Source organism: Streptomyces sp. NPDC016309 (assembly GCF_043077235.1).
Lineage (GTDB): Bacteria > Actinomycetota > Actinomycetes > Streptomycetales > Streptomycetaceae > Streptomyces.
Genome location: NZ_JBIBSG010000003.1, coordinates 556,781 through 570,316, shown reverse-complemented (window position 1 = coordinate 570,316; position 13,536 = coordinate 556,781). Strand labels below are relative to the sequence as shown.

14 protein-coding genes are annotated in these 13,536 nt (G+C 73.8%); 8 read left to right on the top strand and 6 right to left on the bottom strand.

The genetic code is table 11. The annotated features are described in order from the left end of the window. The first annotated feature begins 59 nt into the window (after window positions 1-59). Window positions 60-2,399, top strand: a complete 2,340-nt coding sequence (locus tag ACF068_RS10375; protein WP_392273758.1) for a germacradienol/geosmin synthase — start codon at window positions 60-62, stop codon at window positions 2,397-2,399. Window positions 2,400-2,413: 14 nt separating this feature from the next. Here the strand turns inward: ACF068_RS10375 and ACF068_RS10370 are convergent, their stop codons facing one another. The 3 genes from ACF068_RS10370 to ACF068_RS10360 all read right to left on the bottom strand — a co-directional run bounded on the left by ACF068_RS10370 (window position 2,414) and on the right by ACF068_RS10360 (window position 3,970). Then, window positions 2,414-2,803 (bottom strand): RNA-binding S4 domain-containing protein, encoded by a 390-nt coding sequence (locus tag ACF068_RS10370; RefSeq protein WP_392273757.1) that lies wholly within the window; start codon window positions 2,801-2,803, stop codon window positions 2,414-2,416. 70 nt (window positions 2,804-2,873) lie between these two features. Then, window positions 2,874-3,374 (bottom strand): hypothetical protein, encoded by a 501-nt coding sequence (locus ACF068_RS10365; protein ID WP_064070633.1) that lies wholly within the window; start codon window positions 3,372-3,374, stop codon window positions 2,874-2,876. 194 nt (window positions 3,375-3,568) lie between these two features. Next, window positions 3,569-3,970 carry an ACT domain-containing protein gene (locus tag ACF068_RS10360; protein WP_392273756.1) on the bottom strand — a complete coding sequence of 134 codons (402 nt, stop codon included), beginning with the start codon at window positions 3,968-3,970 and terminating at the stop codon, window positions 3,569-3,571. 194 nt (window positions 3,971-4,164) lie between these two features. Between ACF068_RS10360 and ACF068_RS10355 the strand changes: the two genes are divergently transcribed. Together ACF068_RS10355 and ACF068_RS10350 are read left to right on the top strand one after the other, a co-directional pair. Continuing rightward, window positions 4,165-4,557, top strand: a complete 393-nt coding sequence (locus tag ACF068_RS10355; protein WP_392273755.1) for a PadR family transcriptional regulator — start codon at window positions 4,165-4,167, stop codon at window positions 4,555-4,557. Continuing rightward, window positions 4,554-5,126: a hypothetical protein gene (locus ACF068_RS10350; protein ID WP_392273754.1), complete on the top strand. Its 573-nt coding sequence runs from the start codon at window positions 4,554-4,556 to the stop codon at window positions 5,124-5,126. Before ACF068_RS10355 ends, ACF068_RS10350 begins: the two co-directional genes overlap by 4 nt. On the opposite strand, the gene ACF068_RS10345 is transcribed toward ACF068_RS10350, so the two are convergent. Next, on the bottom strand, window positions 5,119-5,361 hold the full coding sequence (locus tag ACF068_RS10345; protein ID WP_392273753.1) for a DUF397 domain-containing protein: 243 nt from the start codon (window positions 5,359-5,361) through the stop codon (window positions 5,119-5,121). The two genes, ACF068_RS10350 and ACF068_RS10345, sit on opposite strands and share 8 nt — an antisense overlap. 186 nt (window positions 5,362-5,547) lie before the next feature. On the opposite strand from ACF068_RS10345, the gene ACF068_RS10340 reads away from it, so the two are divergent. Beyond that, window positions 5,548-6,045: a GNAT family N-acetyltransferase gene (locus tag ACF068_RS10340; protein ID WP_392273752.1), complete on the top strand. Its 498-nt coding sequence runs from the start codon at window positions 5,548-5,550 to the stop codon at window positions 6,043-6,045. Window positions 6,046-6,226: 181 nt separating this feature from the next. Beyond that, a complete protein-coding gene (paaK, locus tag ACF068_RS10335) occupies window positions 6,227-7,516 on the top strand; it encodes a phenylacetate--CoA ligase PaaK (protein WP_392273751.1) in 1,290 nt (429 codons plus the stop codon). A gap of 52 nt (window positions 7,517-7,568) precedes the next feature. On the opposite strand, the gene ACF068_RS10330 is transcribed toward paaK, so the two are convergent. Further along, the gene (locus ACF068_RS10330) at window positions 7,569-8,270 is read right to left on the bottom strand and encodes a restriction endonuclease (protein ID WP_392273750.1); all 702 of its coding nucleotides are present in this window, start codon (window positions 8,268-8,270) and stop codon (window positions 7,569-7,571) included. A 183-nt stretch (window positions 8,271-8,453) separates the two neighbouring features. Between ACF068_RS10330 and ACF068_RS10325 the strand changes: the two genes are divergently transcribed. Continuing rightward, window positions 8,454-9,545, top strand: coding sequence for a glutamate--cysteine ligase (locus tag ACF068_RS10325; RefSeq protein ID WP_392273870.1), 1,092 nt, complete (start codon window positions 8,454-8,456; stop codon window positions 9,543-9,545). Window positions 9,546-9,629: 84 nt separating this feature from the next. Here ACF068_RS10325 and ACF068_RS10320 read toward each other — a convergent pair whose 3' ends face one another. Beyond that, window positions 9,630-10,775: a calcium:proton antiporter gene (locus ACF068_RS10320; RefSeq protein ID WP_392273749.1), complete on the bottom strand. Its 1,146-nt coding sequence runs from the start codon at window positions 10,773-10,775 to the stop codon at window positions 9,630-9,632. Window positions 10,776-11,291: 516 nt separating this feature from the next. Between ACF068_RS10320 and ACF068_RS10315 the strand changes: the two genes are divergently transcribed. Continuing rightward, window positions 11,292-13,082, top strand: a complete 1,791-nt coding sequence (locus ACF068_RS10315) for a serine hydrolase (protein WP_392273748.1) — start codon at window positions 11,292-11,294, stop codon at window positions 13,080-13,082. Window positions 13,083-13,239: 157 nt separating this feature from the next. Beyond that, window positions 13,240-13,434, top strand: a complete 195-nt coding sequence (locus ACF068_RS10310) for an antitoxin (protein ID WP_392273747.1) — start codon at window positions 13,240-13,242, stop codon at window positions 13,432-13,434. Window positions 13,435-13,536: the final 102 nt, after the last annotated feature.

The window sequence follows — 13,536 nt, the reverse complement described above, 5'->3', positions numbered from 1 at the left end:
TGGCGCGAAGGGTAGGGGGTGGCGCGGTACGTCCACCCCCGAGGAAAGGCGCCGCGCGCATGGCTCAGCCCTTCGTCCTGCCGGATTTCTACCTGCCGTATCCGGCACGCCTCAATCCCCACGTGGAGGCGGCGCGTTCCCACACCAAGGAGTGGGCGCGCCGGATGGGGATGCTGGAGGGGTCGGGGATCTGGGACGAACGCGACCTGGACTCCCACGACTACGCGCTGCTGTGCGCCTACACCCACCCCGACTGTGACGCCGACGCCCTCTCCCTGGTGACCGACTGGTACGTCTGGGTGTTCTTCTTCGACGACCACTTCCTGGAGGTCTTCAAGCGCACCCAGGACCTCGTCGGTGGTACGGCGTACCTGGAGCGGATGCCCGCCTTCATGCCGAGCGACCTCTCGACGGGGATGCCCGAGCCCATGAACCAGGTGGAGGCGGGGCTGGCCGACCTGTGGACGCGGACCGTGCCGGGCATGTCGCCCGCGTGGCGGTCCCGGTTCGCCGAGGCGACCGAGCACCTGCTCAACGAGTCGCTGTGGGAGCTGGCGAACATCAACGAGGGGCGGATCGCCAACCCCGTCGAGTACATCGAGATGCGCCGCAAGGTGGGCGGCGCTCCGTGGTCGGCGGGACTGGTGGAGTTCGTGGCGGGGGCCGAGGTGCCGGAGTCGGTGGCCGGGTCCCGGCCGCTGCGGGTGCTGCGGGACGCGTTCTCCGACTCCGTGCACCTGCGCAACGACCTGTTCTCGTACCAGCGCGAGGTGGAGGACGAGGGCGAGAACAGCAACGGCGTCCTGGTGCTGGAGACCTTCCTGGAGTGCACCACCCAGGAGGCCGCCGAGACCGTCAACGACCTGCTGACCTCACGGCTCCAGCAGTTCGAGAACACCGCGCTGACCGAGGTCCCGCAGCTTTGCCTGGACGAGGGGGTGGGCCCCGAGGAGTGCGCCGCGATCGCCGCGTACACCAAGGGCCTCCAGGACTGGCAGGCCGGCGGCCACGAATGGCACAGGCGCTCCGGCCGGTACATGAACGAAGGAGCCGGGAGCGGGTCGCCGTCCCTCTTCGACGGGGTGCTGGGCACCTCGGCGCTGGACGTCACCACGCTGTTCGGCCGGCCCGCCGCCGCGCGGGCGCGGTCCCTCACCCATGTGCCGCACCAGCACACCGGGTCCTCGCTGCTGCCGGACTTCGACCTGCCGTATCCCCTGACGCTCAGCCCCCACCTGGACGACGCGCGCGCCAAGTCCCTGGAGTGGGCCGGCCGGATGGGGCTGCTCGACGACATCTGGGACGAGGAGCTGATGGCCGGGTTCGACCTGGCCCTGTGCTCGGCCGGGCTGGACCCGGACGCCACGGTGGAGGAGCTGGAGCTCAGCGCCGAGTGGCTCACCTGGGGCACGTACGGCGACGACTACTACCCGAGCGCCTTCGGGCGGCCGCGGGACCTCGCCGGGGCGAAGCTGTACAACGAGCGCCTGATGGCGTGCCTGACCGTCGACGCCCCCGAAGCGGGCACGGCGGGGGCGGTCAGCCCGATGGAGCGGGCGCTGGCCGATCTGTGGGGCCGGACCGCCGGGCCGATGGACCCCGGGGCGCGGGCGTCCTTGCGCGCGGCGGTGGGCGGCATGCTGGTGAGCTGGCTGTGGGAGCTGCACAACCAGGCCCAGCACCGGGTGCCCGACCCGGTGGACTACGTGGAGATGCGGCGGCTGACCTTCGGCTCGGACCTGACGATGAGCCTGGCGCGGCTGCGCCACGAGCACGACCTGCCGCGGGAGCTGTTGCGGAGCGGGACCGTGCGTGCCATGGAGAACGCCGTGGCGGACTACGCCGCCCTGCTCAACGACCTCTTCTCGTACCGGAAGGAGATCGAGGTCGAGGGCGAGGTGCACAACGGGGTGCTGGTGGTGCGGTCCTTCTTCGACTGCGACTACCCGGCGGGCGTACGGATCGTCGACGACCTGATGCGCGGCCGGCTGCGCCAGTTCGAGCACATCAAGTCGATCGAACTGCCGCTGCTGGGAGAGCGGTTGGGGCTGGACGGCACGGGGAGGGCGGCACTCGCCGCGTACGTGCGCGAGCTGGAGGACTGGCTTGCCGGGATCCTCCACTGGCACCGGAACGTGCGCCGGTACCGGGACGAGGACATCCGCTCCGGCGCCGGAACGCCCCTGCTGCGGAGGGGCCGGGACGGTGCGGCAACGCCGGCCGGCGGGTTCCCGGCGGGAGGGCCGCCCGTCGGGGGGCCGGCGGCCGGGGGGTTCCGCGCGGCGGGGCCGCGGGCCGGGGGCTTCCCGGCGGCGGGCTTCTCGGCAGCGGGCTTCCCCGGCGGGCCGACGGGGCTGGGGACCTCGGCGGCCCGGCCGGTGGGGCGGCCCTCCGCGTAGCCGCCGGGCGCGGGTCAGGACGGGCGGACGCCGCGGAGCTGGTCCAGTTCGCGGCGTTCCCGCTTGGTGGGGCGGCCGGCTCCCCGGTCCCGGACCCCCGCCAGGGCGACGTGCTCGCGGGGCGGCGGGGGCGGGCTGTTGTCCACGTACGCCTCCGCCGCCACGGGCGGGCCGACGCGCTTGGTGAGCACCTGCTTCACCTCGACGATCCGCTCGCGGCCGGCGTGGAACAGCCGTACCTCGTCGCCCGCCTTGACGGGCTGCGCCGGCTTGGCGCGCTCGCCGTTGACCCGTACGTGCCCGGCCCGGCAGGCGGTGGCGGCCTGCGAGCGGGTCTTCGTGAGCCGCACCGCCCAGATCCAGCTGTCGACGCGCGCGGTGGGGTTCCCTTCGTGTGCTGCCATGCACCCGACTGTAGTCCGCACCGGCGGGGGCCCGCCGGTGACCGGCCGGAGCCGGCGGGCGGGGCCGGGTTCAGCCCTGCTGGAAGAGCTCCGCGGGCAGCGGCTTGAGCAGCGCGTACAGGTCGTCGGTGATGGGGCGGTCCCAGCTGGCGATGGTGACGAGCACGTTGTCACTGCGGTCGAACTGCACGCAGGAGATGCGGCTCTCGGAGAGCTTGAGGCGGCGGACGATCAGCAGGTTGTCGCCCTGCATGACCGGCACGTCCTCGGTCTCGACGACCTCGACCGGCTCGTCGTTCTCCAGCGCCGCGAGGAGCTGCGCCACCTCGAAGGGGATCTGGCCCTCGGCGAGTTCCCGGGCCGGGGATCCCTCGGGGAGGTTGCCGATGATCATCGCGGGGCCGCGGCCGCCGAACAGGTCGTAACGGAGGAAGACGCCCTGGCAGGTGCCGTCGGGGGCGGGGAGGAGACCGGCGCCGAGATTGCCGGGCCAGTCCCCCGGGTCCATGGCCAGGACGTCGAAGTCCGGGCCCGCGGGTGTGGCGGCGCTGCGGCGGCGGAGGAAGGACATGCGGCCATGGTACGTGCCCGGGCTCCGCGACCGGCGCCCGGGCCCGCGCGCCCCGGGCCTCGGGATGGCCGTGTCGCGGGGGCGGGGAGACGTCCGGGATTCACCGGTTCGGGCGATGGGCGGGGCCTCGGCGGACGGGGCGCGCGGGGGCGGTCCGGGTGGGCTCCGGACGGACGGGCGGGGCGGCGGGCCGGTCAGGCGGACCGTTCCGCCAGACGGCGCAGCACGGTGAGGGCCTCGCCGGCCCGTGCGTGTTCGACGAACAGGTGGTCGTGGTGGAAACCGGCGATGACGTTGCAGCTCAGACCGGCGTCGGCGAGCTCCCGGGACACGGCGGCGGTCAGGCCGACGGCGTCGAGCGCGGAATGGACGCGGAGGGTGATCCAGCCGGCCACGTAGTGGTAGGGCAGCGAGGCGGCGTCGGCCTCGTCCTGGGACACGACGAGGGTGAGGCCCTCCGATTCGGTGACGGTGGCGACGGGGTGCAGTCCGGGCGGGACGGCGGGGCCGTCGACGGTCACGAAGACGAAGTGCCCGGGGTTGAGCTCGGGCCGCATGCCGGTGACCAGCCGGCCGAGGTCACGCTCTCCACTCATGCGTCCAGCGTAGGCCCGTGGCGGCCGGCCCCTCTCCCCCAACGCCGCGACGTGCCCCGGGACGTGCGCCGGCCATACGGCGGGCGGCGGGCGGCGGGCGGCGGGCGGCGGGCGGCGGGCGGCGGGCGGCGGGGCAGTGTCATGCGGGACATGACTCTTGCGTCGCATGACACCGCGCGACTATCATGTACCGCATGACAAAGGAGCTGCCGGCGACCGGTGACCAGCGGCGCAGTCAGCTCCTGCGGGGGGTGCTCGACCTCTGCCTGCTGTCATTGATCGCCGAACGGCCCCGCTATGGCTACGAGTTCGTGGAAGCACTCGAGGAGAGCGGGCTGGAGCTGGTGAGCGAGGGCAGCATCTATCCGCTGCTCGCGCGGATGGAGCGGGCGGAGCTGGTCGAGTCGTACCGCGCACCGTCGTCCAGCGGCGGGGCACCGCGCAAGTACTACCGGCTGACCGCGGCCGGCCGCGCCGAACTGACCCGCGGCCGGGCCGTCTGGCGGGACTTCACCGCCCAGGCCGGCCGGGTTCTCGACGAGCCGGAGAAGACCGGCAGGGACACGACGGGGGACACAGCACCATGACCAATGAGCGCGTACTGGCGGTGTGCCGCGCCAACTGGGAGTACCGCGGCATCGACGACACCACCGTGCGGGAGATGCTCGCCGAGCTCGCCGCACACCTGGAGGACGCCGCCGCGGCGGGGCGCGGGCCGGAGGACGTGGTCGGCGACGACGTCCGGGGGTTCGCCGCCACCTGGGCCCGGGCGCGGCAGCCACTGCACCGGAGGGCGGCACGGCTCGCGGCCGTGGTGCCGTCCGCGGTGGGGATGCTGATGCTGTTCTCCCACGCGCTGTGGCGGACCACCACGCTGCCCGTCACCGCCGGCCGTCTCGCGCTGATCGCCGCCATCGCCGCGGTCACGGTGGCGGTGGAACTGCGCAAGGGGCGGCTGGGACCGGCGAAGAGCTGGCTGGTGGGGGCCGTCGTCGGCCTGCCGGTCGCGTGGGTGGCCGACCGGCTGGCCGGCGACGGACCGCTGTTCTCCCTGCCCCTGTGGGTCACGCTCCTGCTCATCCTGCCGGGTGCGGTGTGCGCCGTCGCCGACGCCCGGTCCCGCAAGCGCGCGGAGCGGGGCCCCGCCGTCAGGTGAGGTCGAACTCCCCGTCCCTGGCGTTGAGCACGAAGGCGCGCCACTCGGCGGGGGTGAAGATCAGCGACGGGCTCTCCGGACGGCCGCCGTTGCGCATCGCGATGAATCCCTCGACGAAGGCGATCTGGACGTCGCCCGCTCCCTGACTTCCGGACCGCCAGTCCGCGTTGCTGAGGTCGAGGTCCGGCTTCTCCCAGCCCGCGCGCTGCTGCTGGGTGGTGATGGTCTCCGTCACGTGCCCGCTCCTCCCGGTTCGTCGTCCGCGCTCAGACTAGCCATCGGGGTCGGTCACGGACAGGGCGCGGCGCGCGGCCGGTCGCGTGGCGCCGGGCCCGGTCCGCGGCGCCGGGCCGCGGGCGGGCGCCGGTCCTCCCGAGGGTGCCGTTTCCCCGCGGGAGCAGGGAGGGGTAATACTCACAGCATGACTTCGCGTATGACAGCGACCGGCCGCGCCGCACGGGCGGGCGTCCGGCCGGTGCCGATCAGACGGGCGACGGCCCGGGACGCGAAGCGGCTGACCTCGCTGGTACGGAAGTCACGCGCCTACGAGGGTCCCTACGCGCCGATGGTGGCGGGCTACCGGGTGGGACCGGACTACATCGACGCCCACGAGGTCCACGTCGCCACCGGCCCGGACGACCGGGTGCTCGGTTTCTACGCCCTCGTGCTGTCCCCTCCGGAGCTGGATCTGCTGTTCGTCGCCGACTCCGCCCAGGGCCTCGGGATGGGCCGCGCGCTCGTCGCCCACATGTCCGAGCGGGCCCGGGCGGCGGGGGCGACGGCGGTCCGGGTCGTGTCCCACCCGCCCGCCGAGGACTTCTACCTCGGCGTGGGCGCCCGGCGGGTCGGCACCGTGGCCGCCAACCCGCCCGCCGTGATGTGGGACCGCCCCGATCTGGTCATCCCGGTCGCTCCGTAGGTCCGTGGCCCGGTAGCCCCGGCTCCGCCGACGGAATCGGCGCCGGGCGCCGGGAAAAAGTGCGGGTCCACCCCTTGCCTTCGGCGCGCGCGCTTGGATTACTGATCCCACCCGGTGGTCGACCGAATGGTCGGTCGACCACCGGACGGATGAGGACGGCCGGAGAACGGGAGTGCGGCGGATGACGGACTGGCTGGACGATGGGGAGCGACTGGGCCGCGCGGAACTCGAGACGCTCCAGTTGGAGCGGCTGCGGGCCACCCTGCGGCACGCGTACGAGAACGTGGACTTCTACCGGCAGTCCTTCGACAAGGCGGGGCTGCGCCCGGAGGACTGCCGTACGCTCGCCGACCTGGCCCGCTTCCCGTTCACCGTCAAGGCCGATCTGCGCGACCACTACCCCTTCGGGATGTTCGCGGTCGACCGGTCGCGGGTACGGCGGGTCCACGCCTCCAGCGGCACGACCGGCCGGCCCACCGTCGTCGGGTACACCGACCGCGACCTGGACACCTGGGCGGACGTGGTGGCGCGGTCGATCCGGGCCGCCGGGGGCCGGCCGGGCCACACGGTCCACGTGGCGTACGGGTACGGACTGTTCACCGGCGGGCTCGGGGCGCACTACGGCGCCGAACGGCTCGGCTGCACGGTGGTCCCGGCCTCCGGCGGGATGACGGCGCGCCAGGTGCGGCTCATCCAGGACTTCCGGCCCGAGATCATCATGGTGACCCCGTCGTACATGCTCACGCTGCTCGACGAGTTCGAACGGCAGGGCGTCGATCCGCGCGCCACGTCCCTCCGGGTGGGCATCTTCGGTGCCGAGCCGTGGACGGAGGAGATGCGGCGGGAGATCGAGGAGCGGTTCGCGATCGACGCCGTGGACATCTACGGCCTGTCGGAGGTGATCGGCCCGGGGGTGGCACAGGAGTGCGTGGAGACCAAGGACGGGCTGCACATCTGGGAGGACCACTTCTATCCCGAGGTCGTGGACCCCTTCACGGGTGAGGTGCTGCCGGACGGGGAACGGGGCGAGCTGGTGTTCACCTCGCTCACCAAGGAGGCCATGCCGGTCGTCCGCTACCGCACCCGCGACCTGACGCGGCTGCTGCCGGGCACGGCCCGGCCGGCGTTCCGGCGGATGGAGAAGGTCACCGGGCGCAGTGACGACATGGTGATCCTCCGGGGCGTGAACCTGTTCCCCACCCAGGTGGAGGAGATCGTGCTCCGTACGCCGGGACTCGCCCCGCACTTCCAGCTCCGGCTCACCCGGGAAGGGCGCCTGGACGCACTCACCGTACGGGTGGAGGCGCGGGCGGACGCCACCGGTGCGGTGCGCGACGAGGCGGGCCGCGCGCTGGTGGCGGCGGTGAAGGACGGCATCGGGGTGTCGGTCGGTGTGGAGGTGGTCGATCCGGGGACGCTGGAGCGGTCGGTGGGCAAGATCAAGCGGATCGTGGACCTGCGGACGGCGTGAGCGGCCGCCCCCGGTGCGGGGCTCGGCCGCCCGGCCGTGCGCGCCGGGGTGCTCAGCGCGCTTCCTGGAGCGGGACCTGGAGCCAGGGCGCCGGGCCGGTGCCGTCCGTCCAGGCGTCGAGCCCCTGCCGGTCCACGCAGAGGATGCCGCACTGGGCGGCGTACTCCGCGGCCGGCTCGGTGAACTCGCTGGTGGTGACGACGACGGCGACATGGGCGTCGTGGACGGCGAAGCAGGTCCCGCCGAATCGCTGGACGTCCTGGGAGCCGACCTTGTGGTCCGGTCCGTAGGCCTTGCACTGCACGACCACGCGGCGGCCGTCGGGCGCGGTGGCCACCACGTCCGCGCCCAGGTCGCCCGCCCCGCCGACGACCTCGACGTCCAGGCAGCCGTCCCGTACGCAGAGGTCGGCGACGGCCTGTTCGAAGGCGTCCGCGTCCAGGGCGGAGTAGTCCACGTACACGGCCGGCTCGACGGGGACGTCGGGCTCCACGAGCGCGACGACCGGGGCACCGCGCCGGCGGGCGGCCCGCACCAGGGACCAGGCCACGGCGAACGTGCCCACCACGGCCAGGGCGGCGGCGGGCACGTCGGCGGCGTCACCGACGGCCGCCCGCGCCATGGCCCCGCCGCCGAAGAGCAGGATGGCCACCAGCCCGAACCCGAGGACGGTGTCGCGCAGGCTGAAGCCCGGGCGGCGTACGCCCCGGCGGGTCGGGCGGGCCGTGCCTGGCCTGCGGACGGGTATCGCCATCTGCGGGCTCCCCTCGGGTGATCGGACGCGGACGATCTTGTGCTGCCCGTATGCCCCGTCGCCACGCTTTCGCACACCCGTCCGGTCCCCGGCGCGGCGGCGGGCCGGGGTGGCGGCGGGCGAGGCGTGCGGCACCGGATCGGGGGCAAGCGACCGACATTCCGCAAGAGAGGCAGGACGATGGTGCGCAGTGTGGGTGTCGAAGAGGAACTTCTCCTGGTGGACAGCCGGACGGGAGAACCGAGGGCCTTGTCGACGGCCGTACTGGCGGCCGCGGCGCGGGACCCCCGGAGCGACGAAGAGGTGTTCGAGAGCGAACTCCAGCGGCAGCAGCTCGAGTTCGCCACGAGCCCGCAGACGGTGATGGGCGAACTGGGGGACGAGATCCGGCGCTGCCGGGCGGAGGCGGCGCGGCTCGCCGAGGGGCTGGACGCCTCGGTCGCCGCGCTGGCGACCTCGCCGCTCCCGGTGAGCCCCACCATCGGGACGGGCGAGCGCCACCAGTGGCTGAAGGAGCACTTCGGCCTCACCGCCCAGGAGCAGCTCACGTCCGGCTGCCATGTGCACGTGTCGGTGGAGTCGGACGAGGAGGGCGTGGCCGTCCTGGACCGCATCCGGCCGTGGCTGCCGGTGCTGCTGGCGATGAGTACCAACTCGCCGTTCTGGCAGGGCGAGGAGAGCGGGTACGCCAGTTACCGCAACCGGGTGTGGGGACGCTGGCCGTCGGCCGGCCCGGTGGAGATCTTCGGTTCCGCCGACCGGTACCACGAGCAGGTGGCCGACATGGTGGCGAGCGGGGTGCTGCGGGACGAGGGCATGGTCTACTTCGACGCCCGGCTGTCCCACTCGTACCCGACCGTGGAGATCCGGGTGGCGGACGTCTGCCTCGACGCGTCCACCACCGTCCTGGTGGCCACGCTGGTGCGCGGCCTGGTGGAGACGGCGGCGCGGCAGTGGCGGGACGGTGAGCCGCCGGCCCGGCAGGGCGTGGCGCTGCTGCGGCTGGCCGCCTGGCGGGCCGCCCGCTCGGGGCTGGAGGGCGAGCTGATCCACCCGGTGACGATGCGGCCCGCCCCCGCGGAGGCGGTGGTACGGGCGCTGTTCGACCACGTCCGGGACGCGCTGGAGGACAGCGGTGACCTGCTGCCCGCCCAGGACGCCCTGGCCGGTCTGCTGAAGACGGGCAACGGCGCCCGGATCCAGCGGGATCTGCTGCGGCGGACCGGGAGCCTGCGCGAGGTGGTCGCGGAGTGCGTGCGCCTCACCCGGGGCTGAGACCGCACGGCCGGGGCGGGCGCCGCGCGGGGGGTGCGGGGCGGGCGGCCGCCCCGCCCGGTCCGCGGCCGCGGGTCGTGCGCGTCAGGGACTGAACGACAGGAAGACGAAGGCGGCGAACAGCACCAGGTGCACGCCGCCCTGGAGGAGGGTGGCCCGTCCGGGCACCACGGTCAGGGCGCTCACCGCCGCGGTGAGCGCCAGGAGGGCCAGGTGGAGCGGCCCCAGTCCCAGGACCAGGGGCCCGGACAGCCAGACCGAGGCGAGCGCGATCGCCGGGATGGTGAGGCCGATGCTGGCGATGGCGGAGCCGTAGGCGAGGTTGAGGCTGGTCTGCACGCGGTCGCGGCGGGCGGCCCGGACGGCCGCCAGGGTTTCGGGCAGCAGCACCATCAGGGCGATGACGACACCGACGACCGCCTTGGGCAGACCCGCGGACGCGACGCCGTCCTCGATGGTCGGTGAGACGAGTTTGGCGTTCCCGACGACGGCGACGAGGGCGAGCAGCAGGAGTCCCAGGCTCCACCAGGTCTCCCGCGGGCCGGGCGGCGCGGCTTCCTGCCCGTCGCTCTCCCGGGCGACGGGCAGGAAGTACTCGCGGTGACGCACGGTCTGCACGGCCACGAAGATGCCGTACAGGCAGAGGGACGCCGTGGCGGCGAAGACCAGTTGGGCGCCGGTGAACTCGGGGCCGGGATGACTGGTGGTGAAGCTGGGCAGCACCAGCGTCATGGCGGCGAGCGTGATGACGGTGGCGAGCGCTCCGCCGGACCCCTCGGCGTTGAAGACCGCGACCCGCCTGCGGAGGGCGGCCACCAGGAGCGAGAGGCCGACGATGCCGTTGCAGGTGATCATGACGGCGGCGAAGACGGTGTCCCGGGCGTAGGTGGACGCCTTGTCGCCGCCGCCGGCCATCAGCATGACGATGAGCCCGACCTCGATGACCGTCACGGCGACGGCGAGGACCAGTGACCCGAACGGTTCGCCGACGCGATGGGCGACGACCTCGGCGTGGTGCACGGCGGACAGGACGGAACCGAGCAGGCAGAGCCCGGCCACGGCGACGACCGGCCCGGACAGGTCGCGCCCCCAGCCCAGGGCCAGGACGAGCACGCCGAGCACGGGCACCCACGTCGTCCACTGACGGGTGAGCCGCCCCCCGCCCTGCCGGCTGCTCCGGCCGCCCGTGCCGTCGTCGGTGTCGGTGCCCGCGCCCGTGCCGGTACTCATGCCGCCACGCTGCCAGAGCGGGCGCGCCCCCGCGCGGTGAGGGCGCCGGAACGAGGGAAGTGTTCACACCGTCCGAGATGATCATGTCGATCATGCTGCCGGGGCTCCCCGCCGCCCGCTCCGGTGATGGCGGCCGCCACGGCGGGGAAGGGCGCGAAGCCGAAGAGGACGTGCTCGACACCCGGTCTCCCGGCCGGTTCCGTCTCCATGGGCGGCATGGATGCCGCAGGGGGACGGGCGAGGGAAGCCGCTTCTGATTTATCGTCAGATTCTTTCTGTGCGGCCGGTTCTTGACGGGGCCGGGGCCCGGTAAGAAAGTTTCACGTGGTGCGGATGGTGACGAAGGATTCTTTCAGCGACCCGGCGATGACCACCCGCGCCCGGATGTCCGCGCGAGCCCGCGGCACACCGCCGAGCCCGGCGGACGCCCCCGGGCGCCGGGGCGGCGGCGGGGCGGCTCCGGAACGGTTCGACGACGGTTCCGGGTGGGAAGGGCGACGGGGAGGGGGAGGCGTGATGGGCACGACGGAGGGGATGAGCCGCCGCCGGTTCGGTGGCGGGATGCTGGCCCTGGGAGGTGGGCTGATGATCGGTTCGATTCCGGGGGCCGCGGCGGCGGACGCCGGTTCCGGTGCGGGCTGGGGCGGCGGCCGGGCGACCCTGCGGCTGGGCTCGGCCGAGCGGGCCGGGCTGCTGCCCGAGCACCTCGACCGGCTGGTCGCCGAGGCCGAGCGCTTCCTGGACCCCTCCCCCAAGCACCCGTGGTACGCGGGGGCGGTGCTCCTCGCGGGGCGCGGGGCGACGGTGGCGCTGCACAAGGCGATCGGGCACGCGGTGCGGTACGCGGCGTACGACGAGAAGACGGACACGGGCGTCGAGTTGCCTCCGGAGCGGCGGATCCCGATGGCCGACGACACGGTGTTCGACCTGGCGTCGGTCTCGAAGCTGTTCACCTCCGTCCTGGCCGTGCAGCAGATCGAGCGCGGGGCGCTGGAGCTGGAGGAGAGGGTCACGGCCTATCTGCCGGAGTTCGGCGGCGGCGGCAAGCAGGACGTCACGGTCCGTCAGCTACTCACGCACACCTCCGGCTTCCGGGCCTGGATCCCGCTCTACAAGGAGCCCACACGGGAGGGGAAGCTGCGACTGCTGTGGCAGGAGGTGCCGGCCTCGCCGCCCGGGACGCGCTACCTCTACTCCGACCTCAACCTGATCTCGCTCCAGCTCGTTCTGGAGGAGCTCACCGGCCACTCGCTGGACGCCCTGCTCCGCAACGAGATCACCGCTCCCCTGGGGATGCACCGCACCCGCTTCAACCCGCCCGCGTCCTGGAGACCGAAGATCGCCGCCACCGAGGACGCCCGCGCCCCCTGGTCGGGGCTCGACCGCGGCATGGTGTGGGGCGAGGTGCACGACGAGAACGCCTACGGCCTCGGGGGCGTCGCCGGCCACGCCGGGGTCTTCTCCTGCGCCTGGGATTTGGCGGTCCTCGCCCGGACGCTGCTGAACGGCGGCGCCTACGGGCACGCCCGGATCCTGGAGCCGAAGTCGGTGGAGCTGATGTTCACCGACTTCAACACCGCCTTCCCCGGGGACGAGCACGGTCTCGGCTTCGAGCTCTACCAGCACTGGTACATGGGCGCCATGGCCACCCCGCGCACCGCGGGCCACACCGGCTTCACCGGCACCAGCCTCGTCCTCGACCCCACCACCGACTCGTTCCTGGTGCTGCTCGGCAACTCGGTGCACCCGGTGCGCGGTTGGCGGTCGGGGTCCGCGCCCCGCGTGGCCACCGCGAACAGCATGGCGCGCGCCGTCCCCGTACGCCCGGCACGGGGCCGTACCGCCTGGTACTCCGGCATGGCCCCGGGCACCGCGGCCACCCTCACCCTGCCGGACCTGACGCCCGCCTCGCCGCGCCCCCGGCTGCGCTGCCGGGTCTGGTGGGACACCGAGCCGGGCACGGACGGCGCGTACCTGGAGGCGTCCGGCGACGCGGGCGCCACCTGGCGGCCGCTGCCCTTCGTGACGACCGCGGGCCACGGACAGGAGCCCCGGCCGCACCCGGCGGGGTCGCTCAGCGGCTGGTCCGGGCGGACCTGGCACCGGCTGGAGGCCGACCTGGCGGCCTGGCGGGGCACGCCCGTACGGCTGCGCTGGCGGTACGCGACGGACCGGCTGTACGTGGGCCGCGGGGTGTACGTGGACGACATCAGGGTCCAGGACGGCGCCCGGACCCTGTTCGACGAGGCGCGGCCCGCGGACGCGGCCCGGGTCGAGGCGCACGGCTGGTCGGCCTCGGCGGACTGATCCGGAGCCGGAGGGCGGGCCGGGGGCCGGCCCGGGAGGGCCGTGCGGGAAGCCCGTGCGGGCCCGCGTCCGGGGCCGGACGCGGGCCCGGATGCGGGTTTCGCACAGGCGGGCGAAACTGAGGGGCGGGGGGTCACTCGGCGAGGAGGATGACCCTATGTCCGTGATGGACAAGCTCAAGCAGATGCTCAAGGGGCACGAACAGCAGGCCGGCAGAGGCGTCGACAAGGGCGGTGACCACGTCGACAGGAAGACCCGGGGCAAGTACAGCGGTCAGGTCGACACCGCACAGGACCGGCTGAAGGACGAGTTCGGCCGCGACCCGAACCAGGACCCGCCGACCCGCACCTGACGCGTCACGAACCTTCCCGTCCCCGGTGGCCGCCGTCCCACGGCCACCGGGGACGCGGTGCTGCCGGGGCGTCCCGCGCCGGGCACCGCGGGGTCCGCCGGG